Annotated in this window: 17 protein-coding genes; 7 read left to right on the top strand and 10 right to left on the bottom strand. The window is 35.7% G+C overall.

From position 1 onward, the window contains the following. The first annotated feature begins 1 nt into the window (after position 1). Complete coding sequence (locus AC23ME_RS00665; RefSeq protein WP_487725823.1) at positions 2 to 394, top strand: hypothetical protein; 393 nt, start codon at positions 2 to 4, stop codon at positions 392 to 394. Here the strand turns inward: AC23ME_RS00665 and AC23ME_RS00660 are convergent. Then, a complete protein-coding gene (locus tag AC23ME_RS00660) occupies positions 384 to 1,259 on the bottom strand; it encodes a diacylglycerol/lipid kinase family protein (protein ID WP_487725822.1) in 876 nt (291 codons plus the stop codon). The two genes, AC23ME_RS00665 and AC23ME_RS00660, sit on opposite strands and share 11 nt — an antisense overlap. Before the next feature lie 51 nt (positions 1,260 to 1,310). Between AC23ME_RS00660 and AC23ME_RS00655 the strand changes: the two genes are divergently transcribed. The 4 genes from AC23ME_RS00655 (at position 1,311) to aat (ending at position 3,814) form a co-directional block, all read left to right on the top strand. Beyond that, positions 1,311 to 2,288 (top strand): App1 family protein phosphatidate phosphatase, encoded by a 978-nt coding sequence (locus tag AC23ME_RS00655; RefSeq protein ID WP_487725821.1) that lies wholly within the window; start codon positions 1,311 to 1,313, stop codon positions 2,286 to 2,288. 2 nt (positions 2,289 to 2,290) lie between these two features. Beyond that, the gene (locus AC23ME_RS00650) at positions 2,291 to 2,689 is read left to right on the top strand and encodes an META domain-containing protein (RefSeq protein WP_487725820.1); all 399 of its coding nucleotides are present in this window, start codon (positions 2,291 to 2,293) and stop codon (positions 2,687 to 2,689) included. A 92-nt stretch (positions 2,690 to 2,781) separates the two neighbouring features. Further along, positions 2,782 to 3,141 carry a hypothetical protein gene (locus tag AC23ME_RS00645; protein WP_487725819.1) on the top strand — a complete coding sequence of 120 codons (360 nt, stop codon included), beginning with the start codon at positions 2,782 to 2,784 and terminating at the stop codon, positions 3,139 to 3,141. Positions 3,142 to 3,181: 40 nt separating this feature from the next. Then, complete coding sequence (gene aat, locus AC23ME_RS00640) at positions 3,182 to 3,814, top strand: leucyl/phenylalanyl-tRNA--protein transferase (protein ID WP_487725818.1); 633 nt, start codon at positions 3,182 to 3,184, stop codon at positions 3,812 to 3,814. A gap of 38 nt (positions 3,815 to 3,852) precedes the next feature. On the opposite strand, the gene AC23ME_RS00635 is transcribed toward aat, so the two are convergent. From AC23ME_RS00635 to AC23ME_RS00620, 4 genes are all read right to left on the bottom strand, one after another. Then, positions 3,853 to 4,434 (bottom strand): TlpA family protein disulfide reductase, encoded by a 582-nt coding sequence (locus AC23ME_RS00635; RefSeq protein ID WP_487725817.1) that lies wholly within the window; start codon positions 4,432 to 4,434, stop codon positions 3,853 to 3,855. A 2-nt stretch (positions 4,435 to 4,436) separates the two neighbouring features. Continuing rightward, positions 4,437 to 4,574 carry a hypothetical protein gene (locus tag AC23ME_RS00630; RefSeq protein ID WP_487725816.1) on the bottom strand — a complete coding sequence of 46 codons (138 nt, stop codon included), beginning with the start codon at positions 4,572 to 4,574 and terminating at the stop codon, positions 4,437 to 4,439. 27 nt (positions 4,575 to 4,601) lie between these two features. Continuing rightward, complete coding sequence (locus AC23ME_RS00625) at positions 4,602 to 5,351, bottom strand: M28 family peptidase (protein ID WP_487725815.1); 750 nt, start codon at positions 5,349 to 5,351, stop codon at positions 4,602 to 4,604. Between the two features lie 81 nt (positions 5,352 to 5,432). Further along, entirely contained in the window at positions 5,433 to 8,324 is a 2,892-nt protein-coding gene (locus AC23ME_RS00620; RefSeq protein WP_487725814.1) for an outer membrane beta-barrel protein, read from the bottom strand. A 329-nt stretch (positions 8,325 to 8,653) separates the two neighbouring features. Between AC23ME_RS00620 and AC23ME_RS00615 the strand changes: the two genes are divergently transcribed. Then, positions 8,654 to 8,866 (top strand): hypothetical protein, encoded by a 213-nt coding sequence (locus AC23ME_RS00615; protein WP_487725813.1) that lies wholly within the window; start codon positions 8,654 to 8,656, stop codon positions 8,864 to 8,866. A 27-nt stretch (positions 8,867 to 8,893) separates the two neighbouring features. Here the strand turns inward: AC23ME_RS00615 and AC23ME_RS00610 are convergent, their stop codons facing one another. The 5 genes from AC23ME_RS00610 to htpG all read right to left on the bottom strand — a co-directional run bounded on the left by AC23ME_RS00610 (position 8,894) and on the right by htpG (position 14,867). Further along, the gene (locus tag AC23ME_RS00610) at positions 8,894 to 9,970 is read right to left on the bottom strand and encodes a hypothetical protein (RefSeq protein WP_487725812.1); all 1,077 of its coding nucleotides are present in this window, start codon (positions 9,968 to 9,970) and stop codon (positions 8,894 to 8,896) included. Further along, entirely contained in the window at positions 9,967 to 10,497 is a 531-nt protein-coding gene (locus AC23ME_RS00605) for a hypothetical protein (protein WP_487725811.1), read from the bottom strand. Before AC23ME_RS00605 ends, AC23ME_RS00610 begins: the two co-directional genes overlap by 4 nt. Before the next feature lie 217 nt (positions 10,498 to 10,714). Beyond that, on the bottom strand, positions 10,715 to 11,431 hold the full coding sequence (locus tag AC23ME_RS00600; protein WP_487725810.1) for a DUF4397 domain-containing protein: 717 nt from the start codon (positions 11,429 to 11,431) through the stop codon (positions 10,715 to 10,717). 118 nt (positions 11,432 to 11,549) lie between these two features. Continuing rightward, entirely contained in the window at positions 11,550 to 12,779 is a 1,230-nt protein-coding gene (locus tag AC23ME_RS00595; protein WP_487725809.1) for a metallophosphoesterase, read from the bottom strand. 201 nt (positions 12,780 to 12,980) lie between these two features. Further along, positions 12,981 to 14,867 carry a molecular chaperone HtpG gene (gene htpG, locus AC23ME_RS00590; RefSeq protein ID WP_487725808.1) on the bottom strand — a complete coding sequence of 629 codons (1,887 nt, stop codon included), beginning with the start codon at positions 14,865 to 14,867 and terminating at the stop codon, positions 12,981 to 12,983. 448 nt (positions 14,868 to 15,315) lie between these two features. Between htpG and AC23ME_RS00585 the strand changes: the two genes are divergently transcribed. Continuing rightward, positions 15,316 to 16,545 carry a M16 family metallopeptidase gene (locus tag AC23ME_RS00585; RefSeq protein ID WP_487725807.1) on the top strand — a complete coding sequence of 410 codons (1,230 nt, stop codon included), beginning with the start codon at positions 15,316 to 15,318 and terminating at the stop codon, positions 16,543 to 16,545. The last annotated feature ends 12 nt before the right edge of the window (positions 16,546 to 16,557 follow it).

Genomic DNA, 16,557 nt, shown 5'->3' with positions numbered 1-16,557 from the left:
CATGCGTATCCTTCTTCGTGCTTTTGCTTTTCTAGACGTAGTATCACTTGTATTTATGTCAATGCAATTGTGGGCAATATTTAAAAACTACGAAAGGTTTTCTTTGATGTCTGAGAAGGTGCAGGGCGTGTTAATGTTTCCGATGTTCATTTTGGTTTTGGTAGGAGCTTACGGACTGTTTTTCTTTAAGAAAATTGGCTTTATCAGCTATTATATTCAGTTTCCTTTCAGACTTTATTTGTGGGTTTTTACCTTGGGCTTTATCACTCTTTTTCCGGAAGCCTTGGGCAATTACGATGATAAGTGGTTTTCGATCTTATTTAAAGTTTGCTTTGCTGCCGAATTTATCCGACTGTTTTTAACAGTGAGGGCGCATCAATCTATTAGGGTGTAACTACATTTATCGCGTTTGGCAAAAGTTTAGCTTCTACCTTGTTGGTTTTGCCTAAATATTCGCCATCTACTTGAAAATGGGCTTTGTGTTTGGTGGTTATTTGTACTTCAGATGCTTGAAAACTTTCGATTTTTTTGGGGTTCCAAGGAAGTTTACTCACCCAAATTTTAAGAATTTCCATTACTGCATATTCTTTAATTAAGATAATTTCAAAAGCATCATCGTCTAATTTACCATTGGGGTTGATGTTAAAACCAGTACCGTATTTAGTTGCATTGGCAATAACCACCATCGCTGCGTCGGTTTTAATCTCACGGTCGCCAACTTTAAATTGTACCTTCATTTTACGATGGTTCCAGAAGGCGTGCCAAGCAGATTTAGCATAGGTGAGCATGCCTCGTGTGGGTAGTTCATCAAATTTTTTAACTAAATAGGCATTAAAGCCGATGTCTGATAAATGGATGCAAAGCTCGTCGTTAACTAAGGTAGCGTGTATTTTTTTTGGTGTACCTGTGGCGGCAACTTCCAAAGCTTCTTCAATATTTAAAGGAATGCCGAGCTCTTTTGCCATTCCGTTGGCAGAGCCTGTAGGTATAATTCCGATGGGTGTTTCAGTGTTGAGCAAGCACTCTGCTACTAATTTGAGGGTACCATCTCCACCCACAGCAATCACTCTATCTGCCTTTGCTTTTTCAATGGCATCCTTAATTTGTTTTGAGTTGCATTTGCGAGGAAGTTCGTAGATTTCAATAGCTAAATCGCTCTCACTGAAATAATTGATAATTTCTTCACTTAGGCTTTGGTCTTTGTTGCCTGAGCCTTGATTTACTACGAAGAGTAACCGTTGTTTGTTTTTATAGGTCATATCAAAAATATGATATAAAACAACAATTGTATTAATCTGTTTTAAAATTATATGTCAAAAAAAACTGCCGAAGTAAAAGTATATCATGGCTATGGGCACACCCATAATTTAGTAGTCTATGGACATGTTTTTAAGTATAGAGCAAAAACAAAGCAGCGCTTTAAGAATGGCCTTTTTGTTAATCTGATGCACGTTTTTAAGTTGTTTGTACTAAAGCCTTATGCCTTTGCAAAAGTGCAGCTAACTTTTAATGGAAAAACCGTTTATACTAACGCTGCCTATGATGGTTTCTTTAAGTTTGAATGGGATGCTGTTGATAATGTAGACGCTGGTTGGCACAGTGTGGATGTGATTGCTTTTGATGAAAATGGAAAGGAACTTGCAAATTCTCAAGGTTCTATTTACGTTCCGCACATTACGCAGTATGCCTTTATTTCTGATATTGATGATACAATTATGGTGTCGCATTCTAAAACCATAGCTAAAAGATTGAAGGAGCTTTTGTTGAAAAATCCACGGACTAGGAAAACTTTTCAATCTACAAGGTATCATTACGAATTGTTGGCTAAGGCACATACAAAATCAGAACAGCCAAATCCTTTTTTCTACGTATCGAGCAGCGAGTGGAATTTGTACGATTATTTGGTAGAGACTTTTCGTTTCAACGGATTTCCAGAAGGTACGTTTTTGTTAAATCAGTTAAAAAGATGGAAAGATTTGATGAAGACAGGAAAGACCGGGCATGAAGGAAAACTACTACGAATTATGCGGATTATTGACGCTTTCCCTAATCAGAAATTTGTTTTCTTGGGCGATAATTCACAAATGGATCCCGAAATCTATTATAAAATAGCTGAAAAATATGGTAAAAATGTTATTGCTGTTTATATTAGAAACGTGAGAAAGTCTAAATTACTCGCAACACAAGAAATATTGAATAAATTAGAGGAGAAAAACATTAGTACCTGTATTTTTGTACATAGCGAAGATGCAATTGCTCACTCCAAAAAAATAGGCCTAATTACTTAATTATGAAAAAAATCATTCTAGCACTATTTGTAGTTTTTACTATGCAAGCTTGTACCAAAGATTTAAGCACTATTAAGCAAAGTGACAGCAAATGGGAGCTTGTACGTTGGCCTGGCAAAACATTGCCTAACGAAGCTAAAGCTACTTTGAATATAAGTAGCGGAAATAAAATTGGCGGTAAATCTTTCTGCAATAGCTATGGCGGTAGCGCTGTAATTAATGGCAATGCAATACAATTTAGCAAAATTTTTGGCACCAAAATGTATTGTGAAGCCGTAGGCGATGCTGAGAATAAATATTACGCAGATTTAGAAAAGGTAACTGCTGGAAACATCTCTGGTAAAAGATTGTATCTGTATCAGAACGAAACATTATTAATGGTGTTTACTAAATTACCCTAAATTTAGTATTCATCGATTTTGTTACTTAGCTAGATTTCTTTTGGCATTGTTAGTGTTTAAGGTTTTATACACACAATTTAAACCTTACACAAATGAAAAGAACCATCTTATTGGCGGCAATGCTCGCCTGCTTTGCTTATGGCAAAGTTTCAGCTCAAACCATTAATGGAGTTAAATTATCGGAGTTAAAAGAACCAGTTTTGGAACTTCGTGCTTTCAAACAAGATTTTGGAAGCAAAGTGCTCGTTCAACTTGAATATGGCCAGCGAGTAATCAACGAGCGACAGGCATCGCTCGTGAAAGATGAAAATGGGAAAAACATGGAGTTTAACTCGGCGCTCGATTTCGTAAATAAAATGAAGGCTTATGGTTATGAATTATTTACGGCCTATGGTGTAACGCTTCGCGATGATACCATTTTAAAATATTATGTGCTAAAGCGTAAAGATTAATTTTTATGGCAACCTAAATATCTGTTCTGTATTTTTGAGCATGGTTTTTAGGTTGCCTGATGATGAAATTGTATTCCCTAACCCGGAATTAGCCGACGAAGATGGTTTGCTTGCTATTGGCGGTGACCTCAGCGCAGAGCGATTAATTCTTGCCTACGAGTACGGTATTTTCCCTTGGTTTAGCGAAGGCGACCCCATCTGTTGGTATTCGCCGCACGAACGTTGTGTAATTTATCCTGATAAGATTAAGATTACCAAAAGTATGAAGCAGGTGCTGAAAAATGCAGGTTTTAAAGTAACTGCAAATCAGGCATTCGAAAAGGTGATTGCCAACTGTGCAAAAACACCACGTAAAGATCAGCCAGGAACGTGGATTACCAAAGAAATGCAAGATGCTTACATCAATTTACATCAATTAGGTTATGCGCACAGCTTGGAAGTTTGGAAAGCTAACGAGCTGGTTGGCGGATTGTACGGTATCGCCATTGGCAAAGTGTTTTGCGGCGAAAGTATGTTTAGTTTACTAAGTAATGCCTCTAAAGTAGCACTGATTTTTCTTTGTCAGCAAACAGATTTTGAGTTAATAGATTGCCAGCTGCCTAATGAGCATTTGTTAAGTTTGGGTGCGGAGATGATGGATAGGAAAACTTACGAGGAGTTTCTAGCTAGTTGATATGATAGTCGATTAGTACTACTATTAATGTTTCAATTCTACTTCGTGCTCTTCCGCAACTTCTCCATAAATTCCACAAACTTCTTACTATTATAATTCGCTGCTCCTTCGTGCTTAAACGATACACGACCTTGCTTATCGAAAACCACTGTGGTTGGCAAAGACCCAGCAAAGATCTGCTCTGGAACACTGCTCGCCATCTGATAAACCGGCATGCTATACTTTCTAGCATTCATGTAACCCTGTGATTTTTCTAAATTACTATCAGCATCAACCATAATGAAAATCACATCCTTGTTATTCTTATGTTGCTCATAAAGCTTGTTGATAGATGGCATTTCTGCTAAACATGGCGGACACCAAGTAGCCCAAAAATTGAGGAAGACAACTTTTCCCTTCAAATCGTTCAACGTAACAATTTTTCCTTGTCTGTCTTTAAAGCGTAAATCTAAACTTGGGTTTGCAGCCACTTGTTCGGTTGTAACATCAGGATTAAACAAACCAATTTTTATTAAACCTTGTATCACCAATGCCTTTGCAGATGGCACGAATAAAATCAATCCTAAAATGAGGATGAAAATCCCGTTGGAAATGTATTTTGTTAAGTTCTTTTTGTTCATCCTTATTTCGTCAAATCTAGCAAAGCTAAATAAATACCATCAATAACTTTTGCCATACGGCGGATGTCTAGCGTTTCCATCTTGTCCGTTTTCTTGTGGTAATTCTTATTTCTATAGAACGATGTATCGGTAATCATCATTGCGCTGTAACCAAAATTCCAGTAATTTTAATGATCTGAAAAATCGATGCCTGGTAATGCCCTTGGCGCATTAAACTCTTCGGTTTTTACAGATTTAGACTGTTTGAAACGCTGACTGAAGTCTTCTACAAATTTTCCTTTGTTAGAGGTAGAAACTAGTGTGATATAATCTCCTTTATTGCCGTACAATTTAGACATCTCTGCTACTGGATAATTTTGGCTATTTTCTTTATCGCTAAAATAGCCAATCATCTCTATAGAAATCATTCCCAAAACATCAATTTTATTGTCTTTTAACGACTTGGCATGAACATAACTTCCCATTTGTTCTGTTCTAAAATAGGGCGGTTCTTCCAAAGTGTAAGCCACCAAATCAATTCTCTTATTTAGTTTTTTACCTTTCAGTTGACAGGCCAATTCTAGTAAACCAACCACGCCGCTTGCATTATCATCGGCACCTTCTTGGTCTCCACAAACATCGTAATGGGCACCAACAATGATGCGCTGTTTATTTTCGATGCCAAATGAACAAATTACATTCTTATAAGTTTTTCCATCTACTTTGTACTCCTGATAAGATACATTGCTGCTGTATGTAGAAAAATCTTTTTTAATGTATGCCGCAATAGCATTAAGTTGGACAAGGTTTTCTGGATTACGATAGCCAGCAGTTTTGGAGATGTTTTTAAGATGTTTTTTAACCAATACAGTATCTGTGTTGCCGAAACATAAAAAATAGCTTAGGCTTAAAATGAGTAAGATCGAAATTTTTTTCATCCGTTTATTTTTGCTTTTATTGGTGATGAAGTTTCAAATTTTTCATTCCATGTTTTGTTTTGAAAAACCATGTGGTATACATCAAAAATCTGGATCTACACGGAAAGTAGTACCCCTTGCACCAAATTTAGAGACATTGTAGCTTAAACCGAAAGAGAAAACTCTGGTAATTACATTGTTTCTAGAATCAATAACTGAATTACCCGATACCTGCCTGAAGACCATATTGCCTTGATTTAGCAAGTCGCTTGCACTAGCGGTTAAGCTTAGCGATTTGTTTTTTAGGAAATTCCTGCTGAAACTTACACCCAATAGCAGTGGGTTTTGATTGGCAACGGCAAATCCAGTACTAATTCTTTTCGAGCCGTTAAAACTTATCCTATACGTTTTTTTGATGAAAGCACTTCCGTTTAACGAAAATGATAAGTTCTGTAAATCCCGATTTCCACCTTGCAAACTACTATTTGAGTTTGAGCTGTAAGAATATTCGGCATTGCCACTGATGTTAAAGTTTTTGATTGTTGCTCTACCATTTAAACTAGAGTTAAAGGTTCTTGTAACAAAAAACTGCGTAGTTGTAAATTGCCCGGGATTAAATGATGGCAAAACATAGCCTGGGTTTAGGCTGCCTATATCATAGTTTCCAAGGCTGATGTAGTTGCTTTGCAAGTTTTGTACGTTATTGTTATTTACTTGATTATAACCAGCCCTAGCGCTAAGATGGGCTTTCTTAAAATTTAAATTGCCAGAAATTTGTTGCGAAAAGTTTAGTCCACTATTAAAATAGCGTACATTATTGATAAATAACGCTCTGTTTGATACGCCAATAGTCCCGTTGTAGCCCAAAGTGAAAACCTTCTTTTTAATAGGAATGCTGATATTGTAATTTCCGCTAAGGTTGTAGGTGCCATTGGTGTTTTCGTAGCGGGTTTCCTGCCTAAAAGCACCCAGGGTATCGGCCAATAAAACCATGTTATTTACTATTTCGTTTTGTGTAGTAGAAAAATTTGCTGAAGCGAACATAGAAGCCCCCGATTTTTCTTGGATATAATTGTAGTTGGCATTTAACCTATGCTGAAAAGAAGGCTTCAGATCTGGATTTCCAATAATAATGTTTTGTAGATTTTGCGTATTTCGGATAGGTTGTAACTGAGCTGGTGTTGGACTATTGTTACTGCCAGAATATCCTAACGTTAATGTTTTGCCTTTCTTCAACGTCTTGTTGTAATTGATAGTGGGCGAATAATTTAAAGTGTTGTTATTTATCTTTCGCCCTAGGTTGATGTAGTTGTTTTGTAAGATGTTAGGCCGAGCATTAAAACCTACGGTTAGTCTGGTCTTTTTACTGTTTTGACTGTAGCTTACACCCATTGATTGCGTAATGAACAAAGATTTGAGCTCAGAACTTAGCGAATCTACAAAGCGGTACTCGTTGGTTAGGTTGCTTAGCACACTTGTGGCAGAGCGATTGAAAGAGTTGTTTAACGAAAGGGAATAATTGAAGTTGACGTGTCTTCGGTTAACGGTATCGGTAACCTTACTTATAGCTGCAGAGTAAGCAGTGCTAAACGAAAAATTCTGCGATCGGTTATCGTTGTCGATATTACGGTTCAGCACAGAGTCTTTTAATAAGGTTTGATCTTGCTGGTTGTAGTAAAGTGTGTTGGTGTTTACGAGCTGAGCAGAATTTTGGTTATTAATTGAAAAGCCAAAATTGGTGGAGAAATTATTGCGGACGTTCTTTAATTTCTTTGATAAACTAAAGTTAGCATCTATGTTTGCCGAATTACCATTGTTGTCACTTACGTTTCTAAAATCTTGTTTGGTTACACCACTTTGGTTATTGATTGAAAAATTGTTGTTATTGTTTCTGCCAAAGCCAGCATTTAAAGATCCGTTTAAGAACCAAATTTTATTACGATGGTTAATGTCGGTGCTAAAACCATGTCTGCCATTTTTTGAGTTGCCGTTATTTTGTGAATTATTGAAATAGGTACCCAGATCACTCAAAGTTTCTACAGCTTGTTCTCTGGTAAAAGCATTGCTGTTTTGGTTGGTGTTGTAATTGAAACCAATACTACCCGTTTTTCCAATTTTATCTCTGTGATTAATTGAAAAGTTAGCATTCTTACTATCTCCAGCTCCGTTATTTTGTGTTGTATAATTTAAACCTAAACCAGTCTGTTTATCGCTTTTCCAAAGGTTCATTCTGTTTTTAGAGCCAATCTGATCGTTCGACCCAGCGTTAATAGCAAGGCTGCCGAATTTTCCTCTGTCCATGCCGGGTTTCGTTACAATGTTGATCAGTTTTTGCGGTTCCCCAATCTTCAATCCTGTAAAATTGGCTTGGTCACCATAATCATCTATAATTTGAATTTTTGAAACAATTCCGGCAGGTAAAGTAGCAATAAACTCCTTTACATCGTTAGTGAAAAAATCTTTTCCGTTTACCCGCAATTTAACTACGTTTTGCCCCATCGACTTCACGTTGTACTCATCGTCAACTTCAATTCCTGAAAACTGCTTAATTAAATCAGCTACATTATCTCCATCAAAAACTTGGTAAGCTGCGGCGTTGTATTCTACAGTGTCTTGCATAATGCGTATAGGGTTTGGCTTCGATTTAATAACCACTTCCTTTAGCATGTTGCTCGCTAGTTTTAGGCTAATAACCCCAACGTCTAAATTCTTCTTTTTGCCAAAACTATAGCTCTGCTGGAAAGTGTAATAGCCCATTATACTTACATCAAGCTTGAAATTTTCACTTTTTATTTTGCTGAAATTAAACAAGCCATCAGCGTCTGTTTTAGTGCGTAAAGTGTCTTTTTGATCAATTACTAAAATGGTGACATCAGAAATGGCAACACCAGCGGTATCTGTAACCTTGCCGTTAATTTTTTTGTTTTGCGCAAATGAAGTCAATCCTCCAAAAAGAAGTAGTAGAAAGAGCGGTAAGAAAGATAAATTCTTCAAGAGTTTTGTATTTCTAAAAACAAACTTAATGTTTAGTTGTCAAGCTTTTTAGTTTTTAGGAAATTTTAACAAAGCTTCGTTATAAGATGTAATCTTGGGCAAGATTCCATAATTTTTTAGTTACTCTATTCACTATAGCTTAGTTTAATCTTATAGAATCGAGATTGAAACTTGGGCCGTCAAAAATGATTTTATCATCTTTCGCAACTAAATTAATGTATGTCATATTAGAAATGTCTATATCAAATTGGTTGTCTAATAAAAATTCTTTGTCAAATATGATTTCTAAATTTGGAGCATGATATTTCTTTAACAAATTATAAGTGTCAATGTTAGAGCTAATAATTAGAATGGAAGAATTGGATTTTTTAGCTGGAAGTTTTTCTAATAAGAAAGAAAGGCTTTTTGCCATACATCCAGAACAACCTTTACGTGGAATTAAAAAGATATGGTCGGCAGTTTCATTAAAATTTTTATTTACCCAATTTAGATATTTCCGTTTTATAGGAGGGGTATCTATTTTAAGTTTATTATTTCGATAAGCGTAGAATGAACTTAATAAGATTATGTTAATTAAAACTAAGTATATCCATTTCGATTTTATCATTCCTGTAATCTTTAAGAGCTTTGGTTACAATTAATCCTTTTTCTGATGGCGATACTAGCAAATAAATGTATTGACTACTATCGAAGACAATATCTCTGATGAAAGTAAAGTCTTCACGATAAAAAGATATACCCCATTTAGCAACAGTCATTTTTGTTTCAGTATTTTTTAACTGATATATTCTCAAATATTGCTTGTTGTAAGGGTCATACATTGCTTTAATGTATTTCGCCTCATTTCTAATGTATTTGCTTATCTTAGAGTTAATAAGCAAATCATCAAAAGATATTTGTTCTATTTCATGTTTAATGTTTTCGGAACCCAGGTAATATTTTTTAGGTTCAACATTTTTTTTTCCATAAACAAATACGCTGTCATTTGCTGCATAACTAGCTAAAATGTTCTCTCCGTCTGTTTCAATGTTACAAAAGTAGTTATTGTAGTTTTTTCCTAACCTATAGTTCTCAGGAAACTCACCTAGTAAACGTACATTTTCCATTTTCCCGTTTGAAATCGTGCCATTTATAAATGATGGGTTTTTGCAGTATAATGAGTAGCCTGTTTTTGTATTCGCTACTGGGATTGGATCTACTATATTCAAATTAATAAATCCATTAATTGCCTTTGGTTGTATATCAGAGCTTAATGATTCTAAAACATAGCCATTGGGTGCATTAAATAAAATCTGAGTTAAAAGATTAGAAGAGTTTAAACAAAAGACTTTGTTTGAAATGGTCCAATATAAGTCATCTTTTGCGGAATCATAAGTTATCCCATCTAATGGCATTGGCTCGGATAAAATTTGTTTTTTCATTTTCTCGATACCATTTTCAAAGAAAAGCACTTCATTACTTTGATTCAAGAAATAAAAACCAGAACTCACACCATTGTTGTATGTTCCAAATCCAATTTTATTATTTATGTCTTGGTACGTAACATTGAGTTTAATGTTTTTTACGACCTTAAAAGAAGTTTCCTGTTTGGGGTTTTTACACCCAAACAGGAAAGAAATTAATATGAGAAGGTTCCTATTAATCATAAGCTGTCGTAAATTTCTAGATAACTTTCAGCTACTGGAGAGGCAAAAACAACTTGTTCTTCACCATTCTCTATTTTATAGCTTTTTAAAAACATTATTCTTGTTTTATAATCAGTAACAATTTTTGTCTTAATAGTTGAATGAGCCAGTAATCTAGATTTAAGCTCTGGAAATTTATCAAGTGCTTGAAATGTTTCTGCTAGAGCTTTTGAGGAAATCTCTCTTTCTTTTCTAACTTCATAAATATAATCATCTGACTTATTCGAAGCATTTTTATTCTCTGTAGGATTTGAAGGAACTATAACAACTGTTTTTAAACAATTAGTATTCGGCCAAGCACAAAATGTTTCGTAAAACGTAACAGGGCTAAAAATGGATATTGGAATTTCGTAAAATGTTTCTACCGTATTTGCAACGGCGAGATTTAATTTAGTTTCTACTTCGGTTTTTGATTTACTTTCTGTAAAGGAAGATAACACTGAGGTAAGCCCAATCGCAGTTAGACCTAAGATTAATTTTTTTTTCATGTTTTTTAGATTTTGATGTTAAGTCTAAGTTATCTATTAAGTTTTTCTATTTTATATTCTTACAACCAAGGTGTTTTATGTTGTTTTATTCATTTGATATACAGTATTTTAAAATAAAAAAAAGCCGCCACTGCGATAGAAGAAACTTTTGTTGCTTAGACATTTTAAGTCCCTCCTAAAATCGCAATGGCGACAGAGTATTGTGTGTTTGGGAGTATTAATTTCCGCTACTGTGAACGAATAACTTAGCAGAAAATCTAGTATCGTCAGTGTTTGCTTTTAAACCCTTTGCATAAACTGTATAAATTTTACCGTCTTCAAGTTTAACATTGGTAAGCGTAGTTTCTACAACTCCGCTAGTAGCATTTTTGATATTAAGTGTTGTACTTTCTGTCGCGTCAACAGGTTCAAAAGTGCTAAATTCTTTAAACGCTTTGTTGGTAGCTAGATCTGTTGCAGCACCATTTACATTTAAGCTCAAAGAACCGCCATCTGGGCTCAAATTCACGAAACGAATTTTTGCTTTTCCTGTTGCTGGTTTTTCTAAATTATCGTCGAGCATTAAAAGCTCTATATTCTCTAGTTTGTTAACTACAAAAAGTGAATAACCTAAGTTTGGCTTCAAGGTGTATTGTAAACTTTTTAATGAAGTCAGATTGTTTTTCTTAGTTACGTTAAATGTTCTGTTGCCAGAGAAAGCACTTAGATAACCAATTTTATTTCCAAATTCGAAATCTGTTGAGCCATTTGCTCTGTCGTTTCCTACGAAAACATCTAACAGCTCGGTAGTGGGAGAAGCTTGGATAATGTTTAATCCAGATACTTGAATTGGCTCATAATTGTTGTCCATTTTAGAACAAGAAACCAAGCCTAAAGAAAACACTGAGAACGTTAACGCAGCAGCGATAGCTTTGTGTTTTAAAAAAAATCTCATGATGATATATAAAAATATTTAAACAATACGGCACATTGCCATTAACTCACACATCTAATACGTTAATCCTATTAAGAACGCTACAAGTTTTTAAATGTTTTTTGTTTGAGATTGATTTTTAGCGACTTAGTTCTTGTTTTTTAAGCTCAATTACCGTGATTTCTGGCCAAATTCCAACCCTGCCAGAAAAACCAATGAAACCAAAACCTCTATTTACGTTCAAGAATCTTCCATTTTCTTCTTTAACGCCAGCCCAATGTTTGTACCTAAATTGGACAGGGCTCCATTTTAAACCAAAAGCTTCTATACCGAATTGCATTCCGTGGGTATGCCCAGCTAAGCTAAGGTGTATTTTCGATGGATGGTTTTTCACCTGCGTTTCCCAATGACTTGGATCGTGAGACAACAAGATTTTAAATTCGTCTTTGGTAGTGCCTTGCAAAGCCTTTTCCAAATCACCACGTTCGCCAAAGCCCAAGCCCCAGTTTTCTATTCCAGCTAAAATGATTTTTTGGCCGCCTTTCTCCAAAGTCGCATGTTCATCCAACAATAATTCAAAACCAATTTCAGAATGGTACTTTTTTAGTTGTTGGAGGTTTTCTCGTTTCGCAGCGTCGCTTTCCCATTTTATGTAATCGCCATAATCGTGGTTGCCCAATACAGAGAATTGTCCAAATGGGGCTTTAATTTGCGAGAAATGATTGATGTAAGGTTTTACTTCCTCTGCCTTATTATTTACTAAATCTCCAGTAAAAACAAATAAATCTGCCTGTTGACGATTAATCATATCGATACCTTTTTGTACCGCATTTGGATTGGTCAAACTGCCTGCGTGTACGTCTGAAATCTGCACTAATTTAAAACCATCGAAAGCATCTGGTAAATCATCAAAATACAAAGTATGCTTAATGATACGATAAGCGTATTTGCCTTTCAAAATTCCATAGACAAAAGCTATGATAATTAGTAATGATAATAGAATTCCTAAATAAACACTGTTTATAGGTCTTTCGGGATATGTGAAATTTCCTTCAGAGAGATAATTAATTCCAGCTGCTCCTAATCTATAGACATCAGTGAGTACCTCTGTCAACACGAATACGAGTAGCGAAGCAAAGTATACCAGCAGTGTGTGTGCACTAATTTTAAATAAACTTGTTTGTCCGTCTACGCTAAGTCTGCTTAAACTAAAAGAAAATACCACTAACAATAAAATTGGAAAAAGCCATAGCCAAGGTAAAAATGGCGCAGCAATAACTGGAGCTAATGCACTCAGGGCATATCCATTAATTGATAGAAATACCAATGCAAATATTAAAATTGGTACAAATGGAAATTTTCTTCTCATATTTTGAAATTTTGAACCACCTTAGGCACCTAAGAAAACTTAGAAAGACTTATACTTAGATGAACTTAGGTGTCTAAGGTGGTTAAATAAACAAATCAAAAAAGCGTCACCTCGACTGTAGTGGAGAGGTCTTTAGAGAGATTTCTCCATTTCGCTACGCTTCAGTCGAAATGACGCTATATGTTAATGTTGTTTTATTAGTTATATCAACTCAACGCTGCGGCTTACAAATGCAGTTAATTCTGCACCAGTCAACATGCCTTGAGATAACAATGCTAAATCAACTGCTTGTTTGGCAAATTTGCTTTGCTCTGCTTCATCAGCCGATGCTAAAATTTTGCTTACCAATTTATGGTTTCCGTTAATTGCTACTTTGTAACTATCAGGCATGCTTCCATAGAAACTCATTCCACCGCCCATTTTAGCCATGTCTTTCATTCTACGCATAAACTCGTCCATTGTTATGGTAACAGGCGCATCATCCGGATTTAAACCAACAACTTCTACGGTATAACCTGGTTTAGTAATCGCTTTCTCAAAAATACCTTTAACTGTAGTTGATTGTTCTTCGCTCAATACCGACTCCAATTTCTCATCTTTCTCGATCAATTGGTTAGCAACCGAAGCGTCTACACGTTTCAATAAAGTCTTCTCCAACTTCTGCTCTAAACTACTTACAAAGTGACTGTCAATTGCAGAGTTCATTACCAATACATCGTAACCTTTTTTCTCTGCCGCTTGGATAAAACCATCTTGTTTATCTAAATCTGTAGCATATAAGTAAACTACGTTACCGTTTTTATCAGTTTGTACAGCACTTACCTTTTCTTTGTACTCCTCAAAAGTGAAAGCCTCTTTTTTAGTGTTGGTTAACAAGGCGAAATCTTTCGCTTTATCGTAAAATTTCTCCTCGCTAATCATACCGTATTTCACGAACAAGCCAATATCGCCCCATTTTTCTTCAAAACCTTTACGGTCTGCTTTAAACAGTTCGCTTAGTTTATCAGCTACTTTTTTAGTGATATAGTTGTTAATTTTTTTCACATTTCCATCCGCTTGCAAGAAACTTCTAGAAACGTTCAAAGGAATATCTGGACTATCAATTACACCGTGTAACAACATCAAAAACTCAGGAACAATATCCTTCACCTCATCCGTAATAAAAACCTGACGAGAGAATAACTTGATTTTGTTACGTTGCATGTCGAAATCTTCCTTCACCTTAGGGAAATATAAAACTCCCGTTAGGTTAAAAGGATAATCAACATTTAAGTGGATCCAGAACAAAGGATCATCAGAGAACGGATATAATTGCTTGTAAAAATCCAAGTAATCAGCATCTGACAAATCTGCAGGTGCTTTGGTCCAAATTGGGTTAGTAGTATTTACAATATTATCAACCTCAACCGATGTATATTTCGGCTTGCCTTCCTCGTCAACACCATCTTCTACGCTGTCTGTTTTAGTGCCAAATTTGATAGGCACAGGTAAAAACTTAGCGTATTTATCTAAAATTTCTTGCAGTTTGTGCTCGCTTAAAAACTCTTCGCTTTCTGCGTTAACATGCAAAATAATATCGGTGCCACGAGTAGTTCTAGAACCTTCCGAAATTTCGAAAGAAGTACTACCATCGCAAGTCCATTTTGCAGCTTCAGCGCCTTCTTGGTAAGATAAAGTGTTAATTTCAACTAAATCTGCAACCATAAATGCCGAGTAGAAACCTAAACCGAACTTACCGATAATCTCGTTAGCATCTTTCGCATCTTTGAACTTTTCAACAAACTCGCTAGCGCCCGAAAAAGCCACTTGGTTAATATATTTCTTAATTTCTTCGGCAGTCATACCCAAACCATTATCACTAATTGTGATGGTTTTTGCCTTCTCGTCTAATTTTACCTCTACCAAAGGTTCGCCAACCTCGCCGTTAAATTGACCAAGAGCGCCTAAGCGTTTAATCTTTTGCACCGCGTCAACCGCATTAGAAACTAGTTCCCTTAAAAAGATCTCATTGTCCGAATACAGGAATTTCTTGATGATTGGGAAAATGTTTTCTGTGTGTATGGAAATATTTCCTTTTTCTGTTGTCATATCTTAATCTAAATTTTTGCTTATACGCTTGTTTATCAATGCTTGTTCCAAAGTAAAATATAGGTCAAAGTGGCAGGCAGTTAGTTGCTGTTTTATAATATTTGAAAAGCAATTGCAGTAGTTCTTCGGGTACGATAGTCCCGCTTTCCGCTTTACTTCTCCCGATAAAATCGGGATACGTGTTCGCTTCAATCGGGTTTAATTAACCAAAAAAATTGCGGGAAAAACCTTTGCACCCTTCGCGAAACTTTCCTTTTCTTTGCGGCTAATTTTAACGCAAAGTTTTTCAAAGTATTCGCGAAGTTGCGCAAAGGCAAGCTTCTAAAACTGCAGTAACACTAATTTACACCATAAAAAAAGCTTGGTGTTCTTAGTGTTTTTGTGGTTAAATTCTATTCACAACATTTCAACGTTTTAACAACAAAACAATACTTATCTTTGCCGCTTAATGGAGTACAACGTTCATACACTTAAAAACGGCATCCGTATTTTGCATGTTCCAGCTGCCTCGGCAATTTCGCATGCTTGTATTTTAATTAATGCCGGTTCCCGCGATGAAGAAGATGCGCAAATGGGTTTGGCGCATTTCATCGAGCATTTAATTTTTAAACGCACCGAGAAGCGTAATACATCGCAAATTTTGAACAGATTGGAAAGTGTTGGTGCCGATTTAAACGCTTACACTACCAAAGAATATACTTGCGTTCATGCGTCATTTCTTCATCCTTATTTAGATAGAACTTTAGAGCTTTTTAATGATATCGTTTTTCACTCAACCTTTCCCGAAGATGAAATGGAGAAGGAAAAAGGAGTGGTGCTAGATGAAATTTCATCTTATTTAGATCAGCCAGAAGAAGCTATTAACGACGACTTTGAAGACATCCTTTTTAGAGGCCATCAATTTGGTAGAAATATTTTAGGAACTCCAGAAACTGTTTCTAAATTATCCAAGAAAGACATCCAATCTTTTATCAAAAAGAAATACCGCACAGATCAGATAGTAATTGCAGTTATTGGAAATTACTCTTTTAACAAGCTTGCTAAAATAGGAGAGAAGTACTATGGCGATGTACCTGAAAACACGAGCGCAAACAGTAGAATTGTGCCAGTTGTTAATCCTTCAGCCCATCAAATTGTAGATAAACAAATTGCGCAAAGTCACTGTATGATGGGTACGCAAACTTATTCTTTACATCATCCTTATAAAACGGGTTTATTGCTTTTGAATAACCTTTTTGGTGGCAACGGAATGAGTTCAATTTTAAATCTGCAATTACGAGAAAAGTACGGTATTGCTTATACTATCGAATCTGCCTATAGCCCACTTTCTGATACGGGAATTTTTGCCATTTACTTTGGTACAGATAAAGAAAAATCGCAGAAAGCACTGCGACTCATCCGCAAGGAAATGAATAAACTGAAGCAAAAACCTTTAACAGAGGTACAATTGCACAAGGCGCAGAGTAAGTTCATTGGTCAAATTGCACTAGGAGAAGAAAACAGAATTGGTTTAATCATCGCTATGGCAAAAAGCTTGCTAGATTATAACCAAATAGATAGCTTGGAAACCGTTTTTCAGAAAATTCACCAAGTAAGTGTTTCGGATATGAGCAACATCATCAACGAAGTTTTTGATGAAAGCAAATGGACGAGTCTACTATTTAACCCAATAGATTAAGCATTGGCAAAA

This window comes from Pedobacter sp. T50_32 (assembly GCF_057652195.1).
This window is presented reverse-complemented; position numbering and strand designations above follow the sequence as displayed.